This window comes from Streptomyces sp. NPDC020780, from assembly GCF_044334475.1.
Classification (GTDB): domain Bacteria; phylum Actinomycetota; class Actinomycetes; order Streptomycetales; family Streptomycetaceae; genus Streptomyces.
Window position 1 is genome coordinate 468126 of the sequence record NZ_JBIRTB010000004.1, and the last position, 21584, is coordinate 489709.

Here is a 21584-nt window from a genome sequence, read left to right on the forward strand (position 1 = left end):
CGCCATCTGCGCAGGTGCCGCTCGAGCTGCCCCGGACCCGACTGAGCGGAACACTGGTGGGCAGACGGAACCCGTAAGCGCAGGCACGACCGCAGCAGCGACGCGAGGACGGGGGAGAGGAACAGACATGGCGGAGCACACCGAAGGGCAAGGCACCCGCACCCCCGTGGCTCCGGCCGCCGCCGAGCGGGCCGGGCCCGCGCCGGCGGACCACCAGCATGCCGAGGAGCCGCCGCCGGACGGAGAGGTGGCGGCTCTGCGCAGCGAGGTCGAAGGCCTGCGCACCGCGATCGCCTCGCGTCCGGTCATCGACACCGCGCGGGGCATCCTCATGGCGGTGGGTCCGTGTACGGCTCCACAGGCCTGGCAGACTCTCGTCCACGCTTCCCAGAACAGCAACACCAAACTGCGCGACCTCGCGCATCAGCTCGTCGACAGCTTCCACGGCACGCCTCTCCCCCCGGCGACCCGTGACGCGCTCCGAGCCGCGATGAAGCACACCCTCGCGGGCTGATCCGGCCCGCCGAGCCGGGGCGGGAAAACCCCGTACGGCGGCTCAGCCGAGGAACCGTGCGGCGGACCACAGGCCCGCGGCGAGCTCCTGGAAGACTTCGTCACGGTCCGTGGCCCCCACGACGGCCGAGGGGCCGGCGTTCGTGGTGAGCGCTTCCGGGGCGGGGTCGGCTGTCATCCCACCTGCTTCCCGGCCAGTGGGGCCGTGTCCTCGCCGCCTGCGCGTCGCACACCGCGGAGGAAGGCGGCCAGAGCCTCGTCGGCGGTGTACGCGGGCTGCCAGCCCAGGACCGTACGGGCCCGGCCTGAGTCGAGTACCGGCAGCCTCAGGACGGCGTCGAACAGGTGCGGGGAGGCCGGGACGGCGTGCGCCCGCCATGCTGCGGACAGCGCGATACGCACCAGAGACCTCGGCACGCGTACGACGCGGGTGCCCAGCAGGCCGGCCAGGCGCCGGGCGTCCGTCACGGAGTCGGCCGCCAGGTTGAAGGGCCCGCGCGCGTCGCCCAGAGCGGCGAGCCGGTACGCCTGCGCCGCGTCGTCGGTGTGCAGCACCTGGAACCGGAGACCGTCCAGGTCGGGTACGAACGGCAGCAGGTCCGGCCGGATCAGGGGGCCGGGGAGGTAGCGTCCCCCGAAGATGCGCCGCTGTTCGCTGGCCGCAGTCTCCTTGAACAGGAAGCCGGGCCGCATCCTGACCACCCTGATCTCCGGATGCCGCAGCTCGAAGGTGTCGAGCACCCGCTCCAGGTACGCCTTCTCCCGGCAGTACGCCGCGTCCGGCCAGCCGTGCGTCGGCCACTCCTCGTCGACTCCGGGCTCGTCCTTCGGCCCCGGTGAGTAGGCGCCGACGGACGAGGCGTGCACGAGGGCGGGGACGCCCGCCTCCGCCACGGCGGAGAAGAGCCGGAGGGAGCCGAGGACGTTGCTCCGCCAGGTGACCACCGGATCGTGTGTCGGCTGGAACCGCCAGGCCAGGTGGACCACCGCGTCCGCCTCGCGCAGCAGGCCGGCGAGCGTGGCGGAGCTGTCCGGGCGGGAGAGGTCCGCCGTGCCCCACTCCACACCGGCGAGGGCCATCCGTGGCCGCCTGCGGGCCAGGCCGAGGACGGATCCGACCCGGGGGTCGGCCGCCAGGGCACGGACGACGCTCGTGCCCACGTTGCCGGTCGCTCCGGTCACCACGACGCGTGCACCGGAAGACGGATTGATGGTCATGCTGAGCTCGCTTCCTCCGTGAAGGTCCGGCCGCCGGCCCGGGACGGTTCTCCCCGCACGCGGGTGCTGCCGGCCGCGACGTGGTGTCGCTCGGGTATCCAGCGCGCGGGGGAAGAAACCTGCGCCCGGTTTCGTCCCGGCGTCGCCTCCCGTGCGGCGGCCGGTCGCATACCCGGCGGATTTGCGGGAACCCACGACGTCAGGACGTATACGGCCGGATGTGTGCGGCCGAACTGTTTCCGGAAAGGGGCCTGTGATGGATGACAACGAAGTGGGTGTGCGGAAGGTACTGGCGATCGTCACGAACTACGGTGTCGAGCAGGACGAGTTGACGGTGCCCTTGGAGCACCTTCGCGGCTGGGGCGCCGTCGTGGACGTGGCGGCGGTCTCGGCGGACGACATCGAGACCCTCGTCGGTGACAAGGACCCCGGCGAGAAGGTCAAGCCGGACGTCACGCTCGGCGATGCGGACGTGGACGCGTACGACCTCCTGCTCATCCCGGGAGGCACCTTGAACGCCGACACCCTGCGCGGCCAGGACAGCGCGGTGCGGATCGTCCGGTCGTTCGCGAGTTCCGGGCGCCCGGTGGCGGCCATCTGCCACGGGCCGTGGGCCCTGGTCGAGGCCGATCTCGTACGGGACAAGAAGCTGACCTCCTACTCCTCGCTGAGCACCGACATCAGGAACGCGGGGGGCCACTGGGTCGACGAGCCCGTCGTCACGGACGGCAGCGGCGGGTGGAAGCTGATCACCTCCCGGAACCCGGGCGACCTGGACGACTTCCTGCGCGAGACGGACGCGGCACTCGAGCGCGCCGCCGTGTGAGGAACACCACCTGTGAGGTGTATACGCCCTCGCCCCAAAGGAGTTGAGGGCTGGAGCGGCGGGGCCGAGCGCCCCGCCGCTCCAGGCGTCTCCCGCGGCAGGGAGGCGTTTGGGAGGATGTGGTGCCGGAAGGCAGACGGCCTGAGTATCTGAACGGCCCCTGCCCGGCACCGAGGCACCCACTGCACCGCTCTCACAGCCCGACGTGTGTCTCTCCCCTGCCCTCGTCGGAGATTTCGTGCCGTGCCTGTTCCTTCCTTCCCGACCGCTGCCCGCTTCCGGAAACCGGTGGCCGCTGCCGGCCACTCCGCCGACAGGAACCCATGGCGGTGTCTGCGGAGCCCCAGCATGCGCTGGTGGTCCGTGGCCAACCTCGTGTCGAACGCCGGCGCCTGGATGCAGCTCACCGTGCAGAACCTCCTGGTGCTGCAGATCACGGGCTCCGCGGCGGCCACGGGACTGTCGCTCGCCGTACAGGCGGGCCCCGGCCTGCTGCTCGGCGTCCTCGGTGGCGCGGCGGTCGACCGGTGGCCCCGCAAGCTCACGGCGGCGGTCAGCCAGGTGGTGCTCGGTGCGATCGCCTTCACCACGGCCGCGCTCATGGCCGGTGATCTCCTCAGCATGCCGCTGCTGCTCCTGCTGGCGGCCGTCACGGGCATCGTGAACACGATCGACGGCCCCGCGACGGCCCTCCTCGGCAACGACCTGGTTCCCGCCCGCGACGTGCCGTCAGCCATCGCCCTCGGCTCGGTGGTGCACAGCTCGGGCCGGCTCGCCGGTACGGCGGTGGCGGCCGTCGCCGTCGGAACGCTGGGTACGGCGTCGGCGTACGTGGCGAACGGGCTCTCGTTCCTCTTCGTCGCGGCCGTCATCCCGTTCCTGCGTCCGGTGCGCGGAGCGCGGCGCGAGGGCCGGGCCGCCGCACCCGCGGCGGTTCCGCCAGGCGTGGAGGCCGCGCGCACGGGGGCCTCGCCTGGCGAGCGGCGCGTGGCCCGTTCCCGGGCCGGGGACGAGCCGGGTGCGCGGGCCGGACTGACGTACTTCCTCAAGCGGCCCCGGCTCGTCGCTCTCGCGGCCGTCACGGGCGTGAGCTCCGTGTTCGGCCGGAACTACCAACTGACCCTCGCTGTGCTGGTCATCGGCCCGCTGCACGCGAGCGAGAGCGATTTCGGGACGGTCTCCACCGTCCTGGCGGCGTGCGGCGGGCTGCTGCAGGTGGCGGCCGGTCTCTCACCCGGGCTGTTCGTGCTGATCCTGCTCGTCGTCCCCATGGCGGTGGTCGAGTCCGTCTCCGACACGGCGGGCGCCACGCTGCTGCAGACCGATCCCGCACCCGAGATGCGGGGGCGGGTGCTCGGGGTGTGGCGCACCGCGAGCACCCTGTGGGGGCAGGCCGGCCCTCCCCTGCTGGGTCTGCTGCTGGAGTACGCCGGCGCCCGGGGCGCCCTGGTCTCCGGCGGACTGCTGATAGCCGGCGCCGTCGGCTGCGGTGCGCTGCGTCACCGCCGGGCCACCCGACGCGTCCTGGAACCGGTTCCGTTGCCGGCCCTGGCCGCCCGGACCGCCGGCACGCTGGTACCGGCCTCGTGAGCGGGTACGCGACGGGGGTCCGCCGCGGTCGCCCGGGCGTGTGATCATCGGGGCCGGCTGCCGGACACGGCCGCACGCGTCCCACGGCCCCCAGCGAACCGTGGGGTGTGTTCCAGGCGCGGAGCCGGGCAGGCGCAAGGCTCGCCGACCTGAGAGGTGGGAGAGCAGCCCATGACGGCCCCGCGCCGACTGCCCGGATTCGACGAATCCTTCTGGATGGACACCACCGACGCCCCTGTACACCCTCCGCTGACGGAGGACATCGAGGTGGACGTGGCGGTGGTGGGCGGCGGCATCGCCGGCCTGAGCACCGCATGGGAGCCGGCCCGTGCGGGCCGGACCGTGGCCGTACCGGAGGCCGACCGCATCGCCGCGGGCGTCAGCGGCTACACCACCGCCAAGGTGTCGGCCCTGCACTCACTGGTGTACGAGCGGCTGCGGGAGACCCGTGGCACCGAGGGCGCCCGGCTGTACGCGGCCTCGCAGCAGGACGCGGTGGAGCGGGTGGCCGGCATCGTCGGCGACCTGGGGATCGACTGCGACTTCGAACGTGCGCGCCTGCTCGTACGCCGTCACCCCCTCGTCGGCCGAGGCACTCCGGGCGGAGACCCACGCCGACGTCGACGGGGCGGTGCTCCAGGGGCCGGCGGTCAAGCCCCTTGAGCAGGTGGACGTGCTGGGCGAGGACGCCTGAGAACCGCCCCGGCCCGTCGGCCGCCGTACGGGCCGGGCCTGGGCGTCAGGGGATCAGCAGAGTCTTGATCATGCCGTCGGCCTTGTCCTGGAAGGTCTTGTAGGCCTGGGGGCCCTCCTCCAGCGGCAGCCGGTGAGTGGCGAAGTCGTCGACACCGAGCGGGTCCTCGTCGGTGAGCAGCGGGAGGATGTCCTCCACCCAGCGCCACACGTTCGCCTGGCCCATCCGGAGCTGGATCTGCTTGTCGAACATGGTGAGCATCGGCAACGGGTCGACCGCTCCGCCGTACACCCCGGAGAGCGAGACCGTGCCTCCGCGCCGCACGATGTCGATGGCCGCGTGCAGGGCGGCGAGCCGGTCGACGCCCATGGTGCCCATGAGACGTTCGCCGATGGTGTCGGGAAGCAGCCCGACGGCCCAGTGCGCGGCCTTGGCCACGGGCGCGCCGTGCGCCTCCATGCCGACCGCGTCGATCACGGCGTCCGTGCCCCGGCCGTCGGTGAGGTCGCGTACGGCGTCGCCCAGGTGCTTGCCGTACCTGCGCAGGTCGAGGCACTTCGCCCCGTACTCCGCGGCACGGGTCAGCCGTTCCGGGACCAGGTCCACGCCGACGACGAGGCTCGCGCCGCGGTGCCGTGCGATGCGGGCCGCCATGGCGCCGATGGGGCCGAGGCCCAGGACGGTCACGGTGCCGCCGGGTGGGATCGCCGCGTACTCCACGGCCTGCCAGGCGGTCGGCAGCACGTCCGACAGGTAGACGAACCGGTCGTCGGCCGGGCCGTGCGGGACCTTGATCGGCAGCCGGTTCCCGAAGGGGACGCGAAGGAGCTCTGCCTGGCCGCCGGGCACCTGCCCGTACAGCTTGGTGTAGCCGAAGAGGGAGGCACCGGTGCCCCGCTCGCGCACCTGCGTGGTCTCGCACTGGGAGTGCAGCCCCTGATCGCACATGAAGCAGTGGCCGCACGAGACGTTGAACGGGATGACGACCCGGTCCCCGGGGGCCACGGCGGTCACCTCGGGACCGACCTCCTCGACGATCCCCATCGACTCGTGGCCGAGGATGTCCCCCGGGTCGAGGAAGGGCCCGAGGACCTCGTAGAGGTGCAGGTCGGAGCCGCAGATGCCGGTGGAGGTGATCCTGACGACGATGTCGTCGGGATCCTGGATCCGGGGATCGGGCACGGTCTCGACCCGGACGTCCCGCTTTCCCTGATAGGTCAGTGCGCGCACGGTGCAACTCCCCTTCCACGTCGTTCCGGGATCCGCGCCGCCGCGGACGGGTCCCGGGTTCCCCCGGCGCCCTGTCCCAAACCCCGGGTGCGCCGACGGACCGGGCCGTTATGCGGCGGGGCTGCCGGGTACCCGGTGGGCACGCGGGGCCCTGGGCGGAAAGGGGGCCCGCACCCGTGAGGGGAGTCATCGTGACAACGGCACGCGAGATCATGACCGAGGGCGCGGAATGCGTGGGCGAGCAGGAAAGTGTGCTCGACGCGGCGCGCAGGATGACCGATCTGGGCGTCGGAGCGCTGCCCATCTGCGGTACGGACGACAAGCTCAAGGGCGTACTCACCGACCGCGACATCGTGGTGAAGGTGCTCGGCAAGGGCAAGGACCCGGCGAACACGAGGGCCGGTGAGCTCTCCCAGGGCGAGGCGGTCACCATCGGTGCGGACGACGACGCGGGCGAGATCCTGCGCACCATGACGGCCCACAAGGTCCGCAGGCTCCCCGTGATCGACGGACACCGTCTCGTCGGCATGGTCGCCCAGGCGGATGTGGCCCGCGCGCTGCCCGACGCCCAGGTCGGGGACCTGCTGCAGGCGCTGTCCTCCGGCTGATCCACCGTCCGCGCGCCCCTGGGCCGGGTCCGCGGAGTCCCGCAGCATCCCCGGCATCGAGGAGTTCACGTGACTGCTGGAGAACACGTACTGCGCGGCCGCACGGCCGTGGTGACAGGTGCCGCCCGGGGTGTGGGGGCGGCCGTCGCCGAGGAACTGGCCGCCCGGGGCGCGCGCGTGGCCCTGCTCGGACTCGAGGAGGAACGGCTCGCCGCAGTCGCGGCCGCGCTCCCCACGGCCTCGCACCACTGGTGTGTGGACGTCACGGACGACGCCGCGATGGCGGCGGTCGCCGAAGAGGTACGCGGCCGGCTGGGTCCGGCGTCCGTGGTGGTCGCCAACGCGGGCGTGGCGGAGGGCGGGCCCTTCGTCGACTCCGACCCGGCCACCTGGCGGCGCGTCATCGAGGTCAACCTGATCGGCAGTGCCGTCACCGCGCGGGTGTTCCTGCCTCAACTGCTGGACACCTGCGGCTACTACCTCCAGGTCGCTTCCCTGGCGGCCATCGGCTCGGCACCGCTGATGAGCGCCTACTGCGCTTCCAAGGCGGGTGCGGAGTTCTTCGCGCACTCGCTGCGGGCCGAACTCTCGCCGCGCGGGGTCGCTGTGGGAACGGCCTATCTGAACTGGACCGACACCGACATGATCCGCGGCGGCGACAGGCAGGCGGTGCTGCGTGAACTGCGCGCGCACATGCCGCCGCCGGCCCGGAAGGTCTACCCGGTCGGGCTGGTGGCGGGCCGTATGGTGCGCGCGGTCGAGCGACGTGCGCCCACGGTCTACGTCCCGGCCTGGATGCGGGGGGTACAGGCGGTCCGCGGGGCGCTGCCCGGCCTCGTCACCCGGCTGGCCCGGCAGGAGCTGATGCGCTCGGAGTTCTCGGCTACGGGGCTGCTGGGCGCGGGCGGCAGAGCGGCGGAACGGTCCGGGGCCCGCGGGCCCCGGTGACCGCCGCCCGGTGCCTGACAGCCGCGCCGCGGACCCGGCCCACGAGGAGACACGGAAGGGCCTCGGCGCCGGAAGCCCGAACTGGCTCCCGGCGCCGAGGTACGCGGCTCACGCGTGCGGTCCGTAGTTCCGGCTGCGGGACCGAGCCGGCCGCACAGCGGACGCGGCTCCAGCGCGGGCGTGACTACACAGCGGGCGTCGCTACACAGCGGGCGGGAAACGGTCCCAGACCCGGTGCGCGCCGAGCAGTTCGACCGTCTGGTCGAGTACGGCGGTCGCGCTGTCGCCCGTCACCACACCCGGCGCGGTGACCGGCGCGCCGGCCGCCTCGAGGACGGCTGTGACGCCGCCCCAGCCGCCCACCGCCTTGCCGTGCCGGAACGCCTCCTGCAGCAGCAGAAGTACCCGGGGGTCGGTCGCCGAGGACCCGGCGCCCGCCGTCGCGGCCTTCGCGTCCCGCGCGCCGTACGCGTCCTTGCCCCGGCCGGGCGCACCGGCGAGCAGAACCGCGTCGAACTCCACCGAACGGGCGGTCGCGAAGGTGCGCTGGACGGTGACCGGGTCGCCGTCCGCGTCGAGCACCCCGCCGGCCGGGGCGATGACCAGAGGGACCATCCCGGCGTCCAGGACCGCCGCGCGTACGGTGCGCACGCCGGTCAGGTCGCCGTTCTCGCCCGCGACGATCCCGATGATCCTGCCGTCGCGCGGCCATACCCTGCCGACCTGGGACAGCGCCGGGCTCGGGTCCGGCGACGTGAGCGGCACCGTGGGCTCGGGGGCCGGGAGGCCCAGCCCGGTGGCGACCTGCGCGCAGAGTTCGGGGTCGATGTTGGCGAGCACCTTGAGTCCCCGCTCCTTGACCGCCTGCTCGTAACACTTCCCGAGCTCGAAGGTGTAGGCGTCGACGATGTGTTCACGCTCCACCGCGCTCATGCTGAGCCAGAACAGCCTCGGCTGGGTGAAGTGGTCGGCGAAGGACTCCGGTGCGGCGCGGACCTTGCTCGCCGCGGGCACGGTGACCGGCGTCTCGACGAACGCGCCGGTGTCGGCCCCGGCGAGGAAGGGGCAACCCGCGTCGAGCGAGTTGGGCCGGTAGGGCGCCACCCCGCGGTGCACCGCCGTCTGGTGCATGCCGTCCCGCAGCATGTCGTTGACGGGTGCGTGGGTGCGGTTGATGGGCAGCTGGCCGAAGTTGGGCCCGCCCAGCCGGGTGATCTGGGTGTCGAGGTAGGAGAAGAGGCGCCCGGCGAGCAGCGGGTCGTCGGTGACGTCGATGCCCGGGACGAGGTGGCCCACGTGGAAGGCGACCTGTTCGGTCTCGGCGAAGAAGTTCGACGGGTTGGCGTTGAGGGTCAGCAGCCCGATCGGCTGGACCGGGGCGATCTCCTCGGGCACGATCTTCGTCGGGTCCAGCAGATCGATGCCTTCGAACATCTGGTCCGGGGTGTCCGGGAACGTCTGGATGCCCAGTTCCCACTGCGGGAACGCGCCGGCCTCGATGGCGTCGGCGAGGTCCCTGCGGTGGAAGTCGGGGTCCACGCCGTTGATGATCTGGGCCTCCTCCCAGACGAGCGAGTGCACGCCGAGCTTGGGCTTCCAGTGGAACTTCGCCAGTGTGGTGCCGCCGTCCGCGTCGACCAGGCGGAAGGTGTGGACGCCGAATCCCTCCATGGTCCGGAACGAGCGGGGGATGCCCCGGTCGGACATGTTCCACAGCGTGTGGTGGGTCGCCTCGGTGTGCAGCGTGACGAAATCCCAGAAGGTGTCGTGGGCGCTCTGCGCCTGGGGGATCTCCCGGTCCGGGTGCGGCTTCCCGGCGTGGATGACGTCGGGGAACTTGATGGCGTCCTGGATGAAGAACACCGGCATGTTGTTGCCGACGAGGTCGAACACGCCCTCGTCGGTGTAGAACTTCGTCGCGAAGCCGCGGGTGTCGCGCACCGTGTCGGAGGAGCCGCGCGATCCCAGGACGGTCGAGAAGCGGGTGAACACGGGGGTCTCGACCCCCTTGCCGAGGAAGGCCGCCTTGCACACGCTCGCGGCCGTTCCGTAGCCCTGGAAGACGCCGTGCGCCGCGGCGCCCCGGGCGTGGACGACCCGCTCGGGGATGCGCTCGTGGTCGAAGTGGGTGATCTTCTCGCGCAGGTGGTGGTCCTGGATGAGGACCGGTCCCCTGGCGCCCGCCTTCAGCGAGTGGTCGCTGTCGTACAGCCGGGCGCCCTGTGCGGTGGTCAGGTACCGGCCGCACTGGGCCATGTCCGCCTGGGTGGCGGCGGTGCGCTGCCCGGTGGGGCTCACCGGTTCCGGTCCGCTCTGGTCGGGCTTGGGCGGCAGCGGGTCGCGCGGCCGGGTCGGCTCGTCGACCGGGGGCGACTGCGCGCCCGGCTTTCCGGGAATGCCCTCCTCGGGGCCGGTGGTGACTCCCAGCGCGTCAGCCGCTTTCTCGGCGGCGGCTTTCAGCGGGTTCTTCTCGGTCATGACGCTCCAAAGGTGGGGGGCCGTCTGTACCTGGCGACCGTGACGCCCCGTCAGGAGTAGGGGGCAAGGGGTACGGCGGCACGGTCGGTCCGAAGGCCTCCCAGTACCCGCATTCCGCACGACAAATCACACGAATCACGCCAGAAGGGAAGGAGCGTCACCCGACATACCTCCGCGCGTCCGATCTGCGCTGGGCCCGCTCGAGGAGCATCAGCCGGGCTTCGAGTTCGCGCGGCACGGGCCGGCGCTGTCTGAGCACCCAGGGCAGGCCCGCCGCCGCACGTGTGAAAGCCCGCATCGACGCCCGGTCCCGGGGCACCGTGCGCAGCAGGTAGGCGGTGCGCCGGACGGCCGACCCCCACGGGCGGCGCAGCCAGGTGTACCAGAGCGTGTTCCTCAGCCCCAGGGTCCGTCGCTCCGTACTGTCCCGGACCGTGGAGGCCGCGTGGTGGATCAGCAGGTCGGGCACATAACTGAGCCACCAGCCCTGCCGGAGCAGGTCGGTGGCGAGCAGTTCCTCCTCCCCGCCCAGCCACAGTCCGGGATGGAAGCCGCCGGCGGCACGGAAGGCGTCGGTCCGGATCACGGTCGCGGCGGCGAGAAAGGATCCGAGGGCGGGGCCCGGGAGCCAGTCGGGCCCGGTGAGCGGGGAGTCCCGTAGTTCGGCGACGACGGGGTCCTCCTTCCCCGACGGTTCGACGACGATACGGGCGGTCACGGCGGCCAGGCACGGGCGCGTGTCGAGGAGGTCGGCGGCGTGCCGCAGGGATCCGGGCTCCCACCAGGTGTCGTCGTCGCAGAACGCCACGTAGGGGGTGTCCACGTGACGTACGGCGAGGTTGCGCCCGACGGCGCCCAGGTTGCGGCCCGGCCTCAGCAGGGTGAGTTCCGGGAACAGCTGCGCGACGGCCTCCGCCGTGCCGTCGGCCGAGTCGTTGTCCGTGACGATCACCCGGGGTTGTTCCGGAAGGGCGCGCAGCAGCCCGAGGGTGCGCAGGAGTTCGGGACGGCGGTCGCGGGTGATCACCACGACGGTCGTACGGCTGTCTCTCATCGGGCCCTACCCTCCCGTTCGTGTTCCGCGTGCGCCTGCCGTTCGAGGAGCCGTACCGCGTGCTCGACCCTGGCGGGCAGCCGGTGCCGCTGCCGCAGCGCGGCGGGAAGCCTGACGGCGGCTCCGCGCAGTGCCGTCGCCGCACCCGGGTCGCCCCGGAGCGCCGCGGCTGCCAGGCCCACGGTGTGGCGTACGGCCACGTGCGCGGGCCTGCGCAGCCAGTCGGTGAGCAGCGCGTTGCGGCGCAGGAGCGCGGAGCGTCCGGGCCGAGCGCCGGGGTCGGGGTGGTGGTGGGCGACGACGGCGGGGTCGTACACCACTCCCCAGCCGGCCGAGGCCAGGTCGTAGGCCAGCAGCGTCTCCTCCGCGCCGAAGAAGAGCAGGGGGTGATAGCCGCCGGTCTCCAGGTGTGCGCGCCGGCGGACGACGCACGCGCAGCCGAGGAAGCCCAGGACGGGGCGGCCCGGCAGGTCGGGTTCGGCGGGGAGCGGGGAGCCGGCCAGCAGCGCGTTGACCGGGTCCTCGTCCTGCTCCGGGCCGACCAGGCTGCGGGCCGCGAGCAGTCCGAGGCGGGGGTGGGCGTCGAACAGGGCGGCGGCGCGCCCGAGGGCTCCGGGGCCCCACCAGGAGTCGTCGTCGCTGAAGGCGACATACGGCGTGCGCGCGTGACGCACGGCCAGGTTCCGGCCGAGAGCCCCGGTGTTGTGCCCGGGCGTGAGCACCTCGGCACCGACGGGGTGGGCCCGCAATGCCGCGGTAACCACCGGGTCGATGCCGTTGTCCACGACGACCACCGGCGGGCGCTCGGGCAGTTCGGCCAGCCGGTCCAGGGTGTGCAGGGCGCTGTGCGCACGGTCCCGGGTGATCATGGCGACGGTGGTGCGGGCCCCGGTGGGGCGGCCGGGCGTTCCGGTGTCCTCAGACATGTCCGGTCGCCTCCGCCCGCTCGTCCTGCCCGGGGCGGGCGTCCGGTTGCGGCTGCCGGGTGTGTTCCAGGACGGCGGTGAGCACCTGGTCGGTGCCGATGTGCAGGAGCGCGGGGTCGGTGGTGGTGCCGTGCGGGTCGCCGGGCGGCCCGGGGTGCCACAGGACCGTGTGGGCCGGGTCCGGCGGCGGCCCCCACAGATGCGGGGGCACCGGGCCGAACAGGGTCACCGAGGGTGTCCCGTGGGCGACGGCGAGGTGGGCGGGGCCGGTATCCCCGCTGAGCAGGCAGGCGGCCCCCGCGACGAGCGCGGACAGGTCACCGAACGGCAGTCCGCCGGCCAGCACGTGCTCCGGTCCGAGGCCCGCGCCGGCGGCCACCATGGCGGTCAGCGCCTCCTCGCCCGGTCCCCCCGTCACCACGACCCGGTGACCGGCCGTCCGCAGCCGCCGGACCACCGCGGCGTACCGGCCGGCGGGCCAGCACCGGGCAGGCGCGTCGGCCCCGGGGTGGACGACGACGGCCCCGGGGGCGGGCGAGGGGTGGGAGGGCGGGGGCAGCCGTACGTCGTCCGCCTCGGCGTCGATGCCGTATGCCCGCAGGAAGCGGCACCAGCGCTCCCGCTCGTGCTCGTCCGGGCGCCAGCGGGGCGGGTCGGGGACGGCCGGGTCCGGACGGGCGTACGAGAGCAGCCGGCGCGGCCGGAGCGCGGCCAGCGCGTCGTGGCTCTCGGGACCGTTGCCGTGCAGATCGATCGCCAGGTCCGGCGGTTCACCCGTCCAGCCCGTGAGCACGGGCACGCCGCGGCCGGGCGCCGAGGCGGGCAGGACGGTGTCGACGGCGCCGGTGGCGAGTGCGGCGGCCCGCAGCCCCTGCGGGACCGCGAGGACCGTCTCGTGGCCCGGGAAGGCGCGGCGTACCGCGCGCAGGGCCGGGACTCCGGCGAGCAGGTCGCCCAGGCCCAGGGCGCGCAGGACGAGGACACGGGGGCGCGACGGGGTGCGCGGAGGGGGCATGGCGGTCAACTCCGGGCGCTGCGGGGCCGTGCGGCGGGCCGGGTGGCCGGGCCGAGGGCCGCCCGTTCGGCGAGTTCGGTGGTCGAGCGGCCGTCGAGGTAGGGCAGGAGCACGACCTGTCCGCCCCAGCTCCGCACCAGCGTGGCCTCGGGGAGCTCGGTCAGGGCGTAGTCGCCGCCCTTGGCCCAGATGTGGGGGCGCAGTTCGCCCAGCAGCCGTTCGGGGGTGTCCTCCTCGAACACGGCGACGGCGTCGACGCATTGGAGGGCCAGCAGCACCCGGACGCGGTCGGCGACGGGGACGAGGGGCCGGGTCCCGCCCTTGCGCCGCCGCACCGAGGCGTCGGAGTTGACGCAGACGATGAGGCAGTCGCCGGTACGCCGGGCCGCCTGCAGCAGGGCCACGTGGCCCGCGTGCAGCAGGTCGAAGCAGCCGCCCGCCGCGACGACCGTGCCGCCGTCCTCGCGGACCCGGGTGGCCAGTCCTGCCGCGTCGGGCGCGGGGGGCTCCCCCGCCGGGTCCGGCCCGGCCGTGTGCTGCGGTGCGGAGGTGGCCGGTCCGAAGGCCAGGGCCCGGGCGCCGCCGTCGGAGACGTACCGGGTGGCGGCGCGCACCGCCCCCTGGACGGCGGTCTCCGGCAGCGCGTCGTCGGCGAGGAGTCCGGCCGCGCTCACCGCGAACCTGTCGCCGGCGCCGCAGGCGTCGCCGTCGGCCGTCCAGGGGGCGGGAACCAGCAGGGGTTCCTCCCCGTGGGACAGCAGCGCGCCGCGGTCCCCCAGGGTCACCGCGACGGAGGTGACGCCCCAGGTGCGGATGAGCCGGCGGGCGTCCGCGGCGGAGCGGTGCAGCTCGGCCTGCGGGCCCTGCGGCGTCCCGTCCGGGACCGTACGGCCCCGGGCCTCGTCCGGGGTGGCGAAGCCGCGGGCCTCCGCCGCCGAGGGGGTGGCGAGCCGGACCCCCTTCACCGGCGGTCCGCCGCGCGGGTGGGGGTCCCATACGACGGGCACCCGCGCGGCGGCCCGGGTGAGCGCGTCGCGCAGGACGTCCGCCGCCCCGCGCCCGTAGTCGGCGACGAGGACGGCCCTGGCCTCCTCGACAGCGGCGTACGCCTGTTCGGTGGCCGCGGCGGCACGGCCGTCGCCGTCGTCCAGCCTGAGCAGGGGCACCCCGCGGGCCATGACCCGGGTCTTGCAGGGGAGTTCGCCGGTGAGCGGCAGCTCGATCAGCCGGACGCGGCCCGCCAGCAGCCGCCGGAGCGTCCGGCTCGCCTCGTCGTCGCCCAGCGCCGTGACGAGGGTGACCACGCGGCCGTCCGCCGCCCCGAGGCAGGCGGCGAGCGCCGCGCCACCGGGCCGGGTGGTGCGGCGGGCGCCGTTCACCACGGGCACGGGGGCGTCGGGGGCCAGCCGGTCGGCGTGGCCGGACAGGTCGTGGTCGAGCAGGGCGTCCCCGACGACGAGCAGGGGCGTGGGGCCGTTCATGCGATGCCCTCCCCGACCGGCGCGGGGGAGGGGGCGGGTCTGCGCGCCGCCTCACCGGCGGCCTGTTCCACGCCCTGGTCGAACGCCTCGCAGATCATGTGCACCGCCACCAGGTGGAGCTCCTGGACCGTCGCGGAGACGGGGGCGTCGACGCAGAGGGCCTCGTCGGCTGCCGCTTCGAGCGGGTTGGGGGCGGGCCCGGTGAGGGCCCAGACCGTCATGCCGATGCGGTGTGCCTCGGCCGCCGCCGCCAGCAGGTTGGCGCTCGCGCCGCTGGTCGACAGCAGCATCAGGATGTCGCCGGCCCGGCCGTGTGCACAGGTCTGACGGGCGAACACCTCCTGCACGCCGTAGTCGTTGGCGATGGCCGTCGTGGAGGAGGTGTCGGCGTGCAGGGCGAGCGCGGAGAACGGCGGCCGGTCGTCGCGGTAACGCCCCACCAGTTCGGCCGTCAGGTGCTGGGCCTGGGCGGCGCTGCCGCCGTTGCCGGCGACGAGGAGTCTGGCGCCGCCGCCGAGGCGCCGGGCGAGTTCGGCGCCCCAGCGGTGGACCACGGGGCACGAGGCACGGAACGCGGCGAGGGCGTCCATCAGGTCGTCGCAGTGCTGACCATCGGGGGTGACGTTCATCGGACTGCTCCCGAGAGTGAGGGGGCGGCTCGTACGGCGCTGTAGACACGGGCGACGCCGTCGGTGACCCGGTCCCAGGTGTAGTGGGCGAGGACCCTTTCCCGGCCGGCCGCGCCGAGGCGTGCCAGCCGTTCCGGGTCGTCGATCAGTCCTCTGATGACGCCGGCGAGCGCGCGGCTGTCGTCGTCGGGCGGGACCAGGGCCCCGGTGACGCCGTCGTCCACGGTGTCGAGGTGGCCGCCGACTGCGGTGGCGAGCACCGGGGTGCGGCAGGCCATGGCCTCGATGGGCACGATGCCGAACGGTTCGTAGTCGGGCAGCGAGAGCACCAGGTCGGCGCCGGACATCAGGCGGGGCATGTGGGCGTGGGCCACCGCGCCCAGCAGGGTGACGCGGTCCTGGACGCCGTACTCCTCGGCCACCTTGCGCAGGCGTTCGGCCTCCGGTTCGGCGAACAGCAGCGCGGCCTCGGGCCCGCCGGCGATGACGAGTTCGGCGTCGGGCACCTCGGCGAGCGCGCGGATCGCGCGGTCGAACCCCTTGCGCCGTACGAGCCGGCCGACGGCCAGCAGGCGCCTGGGTCCGGCCGCGGGACGGCGGGCGTCCCCGACGGGCGAGAACTGCACGGGGTCGACGCCGCACGGCACGACCGAGATCCGCTCGCGCGGCACCCCCATGGCGGCCAGCTCGGCGACCTCGTCGGCGCAGGTCGCCAGCACCCGTCTGCACTCCTGCCCGATCGCCGCCTCCAGCGCCAGACGCTGGGGCGGGCTGGTGTCGTCGGGCCCTTGGTGACGCCTCTTGACCGTGCCGAGGGCGTGGTAGGTCTGCACGACCGGGACTCCCAGGCCCCGGACGCCCGCCAGGGCCGCCGTACCCGACATCCAGAAGTGCGCGTGCACCACGTCCGGCGGTCCGGACCGCCAGAGTCGTGCGAGGAAGGCTCCGAACTCCGTCATGTGGGAGAGGAGTTCGTCCTTGGGCACCGGGGTGGGCGGTCCGGCGGGCACGTGGACGACCCGGTAGCCGCCCGGCGTGGTGACCTGTCCGGGCAGGCCGGGGTCGTCGCGGCGGGTGTAGACGGTGACCGCGTGACCGCGCCGCGTGAGGTGTTCGGCGAGTTGGGCCACGTAGACGTTCTGCCCGCCCGCGTCCGGCCCGCCGAGCTCGGCCAGGGGGCTGGCGTGCTCGGAGACCAGGGCGACGCGGGCGGGGGCTGGAGTCGCGTTCCTCATCGCGTGACCTCCTTCATCAGGTGATCCCAGTCGTCCAGGAATCGCTGCACCCCGTAACGGGCGACCGCGGCGGCCCTGGCCCCCTCCCCGACCCGTCTGGCGTGGCCGTGGTCGGCCAGGAAGGCGCGGATGGCCCCGTCCAGGACGTCGGGCCGGTTGGAGACGACTCCCGTGCCGTCCGGCACCGCTTCGCGGACCTCCGTGGTGTCCAGGGCCACGACCGGCATCCCGAGGAACATCGCCTCCAGGAGTGACAGGCCGAGTGACGTCCAGCGCACCGGGTGCAGGTAGAGCCTGCGGCGGGCCATGGCCGGATGGAGGTCGCTCTGCGGCAGGTCCCACGTCCGGCAGCGGTCGGGGGGCAGCCCGAGGTGCCCGGCGAGACCCTCGGTGCGCATGCCGAAGACGTCCAGGGGCGCGGCGCGCGAGAAGGCCGGCAGCAGGTCCGTCCCGGTGGTGCGCCCGCGGCGTACCGGCTCGTTGACCACGACCGCGGCCCTCGGCTCCTCGCCGGTCCACAGCGCGCCCGGGTCGACGATGCCGTGCTCGATCACCGTGGCCGGGGCCCGCCCGGTGTCCCACATCAGCCGGTTGAAGTGCGTGACGTGGACGACGGGGATGTCGTCCCGCTCGGCCAGTGGGTGGCGGGTGTCCGCCGCCGGGCCGTGCGGGCTGTTGTGCTCCACGTACACGGCCGGGACGTCGGTGCCCGGACGCCTGCCCGTCCAGGCGTGGGCGAGTTCCACCTCGTGGGGCCGTTGGAGGACCATGAGGTCGATGTCGCTGCGCCGCAGGTCCTCGGGGCTCACCTCGCGCACCCTGTCCGGCCACCGCCAGGTGCGGGCCCGCCCCAGGCCGTCGGGTCCGCGGTCCGGCGTGACAGGGACGAGGCAGGTGTGCGGCCCCTGGACGAACGAGGTGGTCCAGGAGCCGTGGACGTGCCAGATCAGGATGTTCATGCGGTCACCTCGATGAGTTCGCGGACAGCCCGCACCACGCGCCGGGGCGTGACCTCGTCGAGGCAGGGGTGGCCGGGGACGGGGCAGTGCCGGGCGCGGCTGTCGGCACACTTCGCGGACTGGTCGCCCAGCAGGACGGCAGGCACCCCGAAGGGGCCCCAGCGTTCCGCGGGCACGACCGGGGCGAAGAGGGAGACGACGGGTGTGCTTACCGCGGCGGCCAGGTGGGCGGGGCCGGTGTTCCCGCTGACGAGCGCGTCGGCGCCGCGCAGGACTCCGGCCAGGGTGCGGGGCTCGGTCCGGCCGCCGAGGTCCAGACCGGCCGATCCGCTCACCCGCCGGGTCAGCGACGTCTCCTGGGGTCCGCCGGTGACCACCACGCGGTGCCCGGCGTCGGCGAGCAGCTGCACTGTCTCGGCGCAGCGTCCTGGGCTCCAGGCGCGGGCCGGGGCGCTGGCTCCCGGGTGGACGACGACGTAGGGGCCGTTGCCGGTGAGGGCGGCCGTGTCGGGCGAGGGCAGCACCCGGAGCCTTCCGTCGTCGCCCCGGGGCGACGCGAAACCCATGGCGACGGCGGTGTCCAGCGCGGCCTCCGCCTCGTGCCGTCCGGGGAGCCGCCGGTGGCGGACGTCCAGCAGGGTGCCCGGGTGGTCGACGCTGTCCGCCCCGATCCGGCCCACTCCGGCCATCCTCAGCAGGAGCGCGGTGGGCAGGGGGCTCTGGTGGAAGGAGGTGAGGATCAGCGCGGTGTCGTACGCGCCGTCCCGCAGCCGCCGGGCCAGCGCCTCGATGCCGGCCTCCTCGACCGTCGGCGGCCGTACGCCTTCCCAGGGGGCTTCCCACACGAGTACGTCGTCGACCCCGGGCAGCAGCCGGGCGGCGGGTTCGCCCCGCGGGCCGCACAGCAGGGTGACGTGGGCGGCGTGCGCCGCTACCGCGCGGACGGCGGGCCCGGCGAGGAGCACGTCGCCGAAGCTGTCCAGCCGGGTGACCAGAGCCCTCATGCGCGGGCCTCCTGACGGTCCAGGACCAGCCGTACGGCGGTCAGGAGGTCGGGCGCGGTCCACCGTTCGGCCGCCACCTCGGCGGGCAGGGTGATGTCGTTGGGGACGAGGATGCCGCGGGCTCCGGCGGCCCGGGCGGCGAGGACGTCGGCCCGGATGTCGCCGATCACCACGCACTCCGCCGGTGGCACGCCCAGCCTGCGGGCGGCCTCCACGACCAGTCCCGGCCGCGGTTTGCGGCAGGCGCAGCCCGCGTCGGGGGTGTGCGGGCAGAACACCCAGGTGCCGAGGGTGCCGAGCAGGGCGTCGGCCCGTGCGTTGACCCGCAGCACGTCGTCCTCGCGGAGCAGTCCGCGGCCGATGCCGGACTGGTTGCTGACCACCCCCGTGGCGATGCCTTCGGCGCGCAGGAGGTCCACCGCTTCGCGCGCCCCCGGCAGGAGCCTGACCAGGTCGGGGTCGCCGTTGTAGGGGACGTCCTGGACGAGGGTGCCGTCGCGGTCGAAGAGGACCGCGGACACCCGGCCGTACGGTGGTGCGGTCGGGCTCACCGGGCACCTCCCCGTGACCGGACCCTCCGGTGCCGTACGAGGCCCGTGGCCCAGTGCCCGGCCGCGAGCGGCGGGATGGCGGCGCTGGTGACGGCCATGGTGAGAACCTCGTCCCGGGTACGGGGCCCGGGGGCGATGCGGGCCGCGGCGAACTCGGCCGTGCCCAGCGCCCACAGCGCTCCGGCGACGGCGGACGCGCGGCGGCGGCCGGCCGCCGCGCAGGCGGCGGCGGCCAGGGCCAGCCCGGTGACGGCCAGGTGGGCGGGGAGCCGGCCCCGGGGAGCGTGGGCCCGTATCCACCAGTCGGTGCCGTGCAGGCGGTTCATCAGGACGTCGTCCGCGTTGCCGCGCTGTGCCCGGAGGGAGACCCAGCGGTCCACGGGCCGGACGGGGTGGCGGGTGACGCGGTCGCCCCGGCGCAGGGTCCAGCCCGCGTCCATCATGCGCAGCGCGAGGTCGGCGTCCTCCCGGAAGGCGCGGCGGAACCGTTCGTCGAAGCCGCCCACCTCCTTGAGGGCGGTCGCCCGGTAGGCCATGTCGGCCGTGGCCCAAGCGGCCTGCTCCAGGCCGGCCGTGCCCCGCTCCCAGTCGGTGGGCCTGCGGTCCCCGGGCAGGGGGACGGTGAGCCGTCCCTGGACGCCGCCGGTACGGGCGTCCGCCGCCGCGAGGTCGCCGACGAGCCGGTCCGCCCAGTCGGGGAGCACCTGTACGTCGTCGTCGAGGAAGACCACCCAGGGCGCGGTGACGGCCCGCAGGCCGGCGTTGCGCGCCGCGGCGGGACCGCGGCCGCCGGTGGCCACGGTGCGGACGCGGTCGCAGAGTTCACCGGCCGCCTCGACGGGCAGGACGTCGTCCGGCGCGGGACGGTCGTCGACCACGACGACCTCGACCGGTCGTGGTCCGGCGGCGGAGTCCAGCGCGCGCAGGCAGTCGGCGAGGCAGGGGCGGCCGATGGTGGGGACGACCACCGCGTACTCCGGGGCGCTCATGCGTACGCCTTCGCCCGGCGGACCGCGAACGGTCCGAGGGCCAGGAGGTCGACGGGGGCCGAGCCGAAGCACTCCAGGGCGTCCCGGGGGTCGTCGACCATCGGCCGGCCCGCCGTGTTGAGACTGGTGTTCACGACGACGGGCAGTCCGGTAAGCCGTTCGAAGGCATCGAGCATCCGGGCCACGAGCGGTTCCGAGGCGGCGTCCACCGTCTGGATCCGGGCGGTGCCGTCGACGTGGACGACGGCCGGGATGCGGGCGCGCCACTGCTCGGCGACCTCGTGGACGAAGAGCATGTACGGGCTGGGCAGCGGGCCGTCGAAGAGTTCCGCCGCACGGTCGGCCAGCACCATGGGCGCGACCGGGCGGAACTCCTCGCGTCCCTTGACCGCGTTGAGCCGCTCCAGGTTCTCGGCCCGGCCGGGGTGGGCGAGCAGCGAGCGGTGGCCGAGGGCACGCGGGCCGAATTCGGACCGGCCCTGGAACCAGGCGACGACACCGTCGCGGCTGAGCTCCTCGGCGACGGTCTCGGCGATGTCCTCGGGCTCCTCGTACGGCACGGCCGCCCGCTCCAGCCGGCCGCGCAGTTCCTCGTCGCTCCAGCCGCGCCCGAGGGCCGCGGTGGGCATCGGGGCGACGGGCTCCTTCTCGTTGGCGACGTGCAGGGCGGCGCCGAGGGCCGTCCCGGCGTCGCCGGCGGCCGGCTGGACCCAGATCTGCCCGAAGGGGCTCTCCCGGTACAGGCGGGTGTTGGCCACGCAGTTGAGTGCCACTCCCCCGGCGAGTGTGAGGACGTCCTCGCCGGTACGGCCGTGCAGCCACCGGGCCAGGTCGAGCATGACGTCCTCCAGGCACTCCTGGGCGCTCGCGGCCACATCGGCGTGCTCCTGGGTCCAGGGGGCGCCGGGCGCCCTGCCCGGTACGAGGGATGCCCAGGGGACCGGCCGGGCCCGGAAGCCGCCCTCCCCGTCGGCGTGCACGTACTCCCGCAGCCGGTCCTTGAAACGCGGCTTGCCGTAGGAGGCGAGCGCCATGACCTTGAACTCGTCGCTGCTGCGCAGGAATCCGAGATGCTGGGTGAGGTCCTCGTAGAACAGCCCGACGGAGTCCGGCAGCTCCTGGGAGGCCAGCACGGTCAGCTCGCGGTTGACGTAGCGGCCCGCGAGGTGGGATCCGCACTCGCCCCGGCCGTCGAGCACGAGGACCGCGCAGTCGGGGTACGGGGACGCCTGGCCTGCGGACGCCGCGTGCGCCACGTGGTGGGCCACGAAGCGGACCTTCGCGGGGTCGAGTCCGGGCAGCGCCTCGGCGAGGAACTCCGGGGCGCGCCGGGCGTACTCCTGACGCAGGTGGTCCCACGGGTCGTGGAGGCCCAGCTGCTCGGCCGGGCGGGAGAGGTGCGCGTCGTAGGAGTAGGCGACCGCGTCCAGATCGGCGGGGGTCAGCCCGGCCTGTTCCAGGCACCAGCGGGCGCTCAGCTCGGGCAGTTCCCAGGCGGAGAACGGGAGGGGGCGCTTGCCGTGCTTGCGCCTGCTGAAGCGTTCCTCCTCCGCTGCCGCGACGATCCTGCCGTCCACGACGAGGGCGGCGGCGGGGTCGTGGAAGAGTGCGTTGATACCGAGGACGCGCATGGAAG

20 protein-coding genes and 1 pseudogene are annotated in these 21584 nt (G+C 74.3%); 6 read left to right on the forward strand and 15 right to left on the reverse strand.

Annotated elements, in window-relative coordinates; genetic code table 11:
- Window positions 1-127: 127 nt before the first annotated feature.
- A complete protein-coding gene (locus ACH4VO_RS10825) occupies window positions 128-514 on the forward strand; it encodes an ANTAR domain-containing protein (protein WP_360990672.1) in 387 nt (128 codons plus the stop codon).
- 42 nt (window positions 515-556) lie between these two features.
- Here the strand turns inward: ACH4VO_RS10825 and ACH4VO_RS10830 are convergent, their stop codons facing one another.
- Together ACH4VO_RS10830 and ACH4VO_RS10835 are read right to left on the reverse strand one after the other, a co-directional pair.
- Window positions 557-691 carry a hypothetical protein gene (locus ACH4VO_RS10830; protein WP_360990670.1) on the reverse strand — a complete coding sequence of 45 codons (135 nt, stop codon included), beginning with the start codon at window positions 689-691 and terminating at the stop codon, window positions 557-559.
- Window positions 688-1731 carry an SDR family oxidoreductase gene (locus tag ACH4VO_RS10835; protein WP_360990667.1) on the reverse strand — a complete coding sequence of 348 codons (1044 nt, stop codon included), beginning with the start codon at window positions 1729-1731 and terminating at the stop codon, window positions 688-690. Before ACH4VO_RS10835 ends, ACH4VO_RS10830 begins: the two co-directional genes overlap by 4 nt.
- A 256-nt stretch (window positions 1732-1987) precedes the next feature.
- Here ACH4VO_RS10835 and ACH4VO_RS10840 point away from each other — a divergent pair, with 256 nt between their 5' ends.
- From ACH4VO_RS10840 to ACH4VO_RS10850, 3 genes and pseudogenes are all read left to right on the forward strand, one after another.
- Complete coding sequence (locus tag ACH4VO_RS10840) at window positions 1988-2557, forward strand: DJ-1/PfpI/YhbO family deglycase/protease (protein WP_360990664.1); 570 nt, start codon at window positions 1988-1990, stop codon at window positions 2555-2557.
- A gap of 348 nt (window positions 2558-2905) precedes the next feature.
- Window positions 2906-4147 carry an MFS transporter gene (locus tag ACH4VO_RS10845; protein ID WP_398440919.1) on the forward strand — a complete coding sequence of 414 codons (1242 nt, stop codon included), beginning with the start codon at window positions 2906-2908 and terminating at the stop codon, window positions 4145-4147.
- Between the two features lie 171 nt (window positions 4148-4318).
- A pseudogene (locus ACH4VO_RS10850) lies at window positions 4319-4781 on the forward strand (NAD(P)/FAD-dependent oxidoreductase); the annotation flags it as partial.
- Window positions 4782-4886: 105 nt separating this feature from the next.
- Here ACH4VO_RS10850 and ACH4VO_RS10855 read toward each other — a convergent pair.
- The gene (locus ACH4VO_RS10855) at window positions 4887-6071 is read right to left on the reverse strand and encodes an alcohol dehydrogenase catalytic domain-containing protein (protein ID WP_360990661.1); all 1185 of its coding nucleotides are present in this window, start codon (window positions 6069-6071) and stop codon (window positions 4887-4889) included.
- Window positions 6072-6262: 191 nt separating this feature from the next.
- On the opposite strand from ACH4VO_RS10855, the gene ACH4VO_RS10860 reads away from it, so the two are divergent.
- Window positions 6263-6679 (forward strand): CBS domain-containing protein, encoded by a 417-nt coding sequence (locus ACH4VO_RS10860; protein ID WP_360990658.1) that lies wholly within the window; start codon window positions 6263-6265, stop codon window positions 6677-6679.
- A gap of 69 nt (window positions 6680-6748) precedes the next feature.
- Window positions 6749-7627 carry an SDR family oxidoreductase gene (locus tag ACH4VO_RS10865; protein WP_360990655.1) on the forward strand — a complete coding sequence of 293 codons (879 nt, stop codon included), beginning with the start codon at window positions 6749-6751 and terminating at the stop codon, window positions 7625-7627.
- A 201-nt stretch (window positions 7628-7828) separates the two neighbouring features.
- On the opposite strand, the gene ACH4VO_RS10870 is transcribed toward ACH4VO_RS10865, so the two are convergent.
- From ACH4VO_RS10870 to ACH4VO_RS10925, 12 genes are all read right to left on the reverse strand, one after another.
- The gene (locus tag ACH4VO_RS10870) at window positions 7829-10105 is read right to left on the reverse strand and encodes a catalase (RefSeq protein WP_360990653.1); all 2277 of its coding nucleotides are present in this window, start codon (window positions 10103-10105) and stop codon (window positions 7829-7831) included.
- A 157-nt stretch (window positions 10106-10262) separates the two neighbouring features.
- Window positions 10263-11159, reverse strand: a complete 897-nt coding sequence (locus ACH4VO_RS10875; RefSeq protein ID WP_360990650.1) for a glycosyltransferase — start codon at window positions 11157-11159, stop codon at window positions 10263-10265.
- Window positions 11156-12085, reverse strand: a complete 930-nt coding sequence (locus ACH4VO_RS10880) for a glycosyltransferase (protein WP_360990648.1) — start codon at window positions 12083-12085, stop codon at window positions 11156-11158. The genes ACH4VO_RS10875 and ACH4VO_RS10880 overlap by 4 nt, the downstream gene beginning before the upstream one ends.
- Window positions 12078-13100: a glycosyltransferase family 9 protein gene (locus tag ACH4VO_RS10885; RefSeq protein ID WP_360990645.1), complete on the reverse strand. Its 1023-nt coding sequence runs from the start codon at window positions 13098-13100 to the stop codon at window positions 12078-12080. Before ACH4VO_RS10885 ends, ACH4VO_RS10880 begins: the two co-directional genes overlap by 8 nt.
- Window positions 13101-13105: 5 nt before the next feature.
- Window positions 13106-14581 carry a D-glycero-beta-D-manno-heptose 1-phosphate adenylyltransferase gene (rfaE2, locus tag ACH4VO_RS10890; protein ID WP_360990643.1) on the reverse strand — a complete coding sequence of 492 codons (1476 nt, stop codon included), beginning with the start codon at window positions 14579-14581 and terminating at the stop codon, window positions 13106-13108.
- On the reverse strand, window positions 14578-15210 hold the full coding sequence (locus ACH4VO_RS10895; protein WP_360990640.1) for an SIS domain-containing protein: 633 nt from the start codon (window positions 15208-15210) through the stop codon (window positions 14578-14580). Before ACH4VO_RS10895 ends, rfaE2 begins: the two co-directional genes overlap by 4 nt.
- A complete protein-coding gene (locus ACH4VO_RS10900; protein ID WP_360990637.1) occupies window positions 15207-16445 on the reverse strand; it encodes a glycosyltransferase in 1239 nt (412 codons plus the stop codon). The genes ACH4VO_RS10895 and ACH4VO_RS10900 overlap by 4 nt, the downstream gene beginning before the upstream one ends.
- Entirely contained in the window at window positions 16442-17404 is a 963-nt protein-coding gene (locus ACH4VO_RS10905) for a glycosyltransferase (protein WP_360990634.1), read from the reverse strand. The genes ACH4VO_RS10900 and ACH4VO_RS10905 overlap by 4 nt, the downstream gene beginning before the upstream one ends.
- On the reverse strand, window positions 17401-18408 hold the full coding sequence (locus ACH4VO_RS10910) for a glycosyltransferase family 9 protein (RefSeq protein WP_360990631.1): 1008 nt from the start codon (window positions 18406-18408) through the stop codon (window positions 17401-17403). Before ACH4VO_RS10910 ends, ACH4VO_RS10905 begins: the two co-directional genes overlap by 4 nt.
- A complete protein-coding gene (locus ACH4VO_RS10915) occupies window positions 18405-18959 on the reverse strand; it encodes an HAD family hydrolase (RefSeq protein ID WP_360990628.1) in 555 nt (184 codons plus the stop codon). Before ACH4VO_RS10915 ends, ACH4VO_RS10910 begins: the two co-directional genes overlap by 4 nt.
- Window positions 18956-19948 carry a glycosyltransferase gene (locus ACH4VO_RS10920; RefSeq protein ID WP_360990625.1) on the reverse strand — a complete coding sequence of 331 codons (993 nt, stop codon included), beginning with the start codon at window positions 19946-19948 and terminating at the stop codon, window positions 18956-18958. The genes ACH4VO_RS10915 and ACH4VO_RS10920 overlap by 4 nt, the downstream gene beginning before the upstream one ends.
- Window positions 19945-21579 carry a carbamoyltransferase C-terminal domain-containing protein gene (locus tag ACH4VO_RS10925; RefSeq protein ID WP_360990622.1) on the reverse strand — a complete coding sequence of 545 codons (1635 nt, stop codon included), beginning with the start codon at window positions 21577-21579 and terminating at the stop codon, window positions 19945-19947. The genes ACH4VO_RS10920 and ACH4VO_RS10925 overlap by 4 nt, the downstream gene beginning before the upstream one ends.
- Between the last annotated feature and the right edge of the window lie 5 nt (window positions 21580-21584).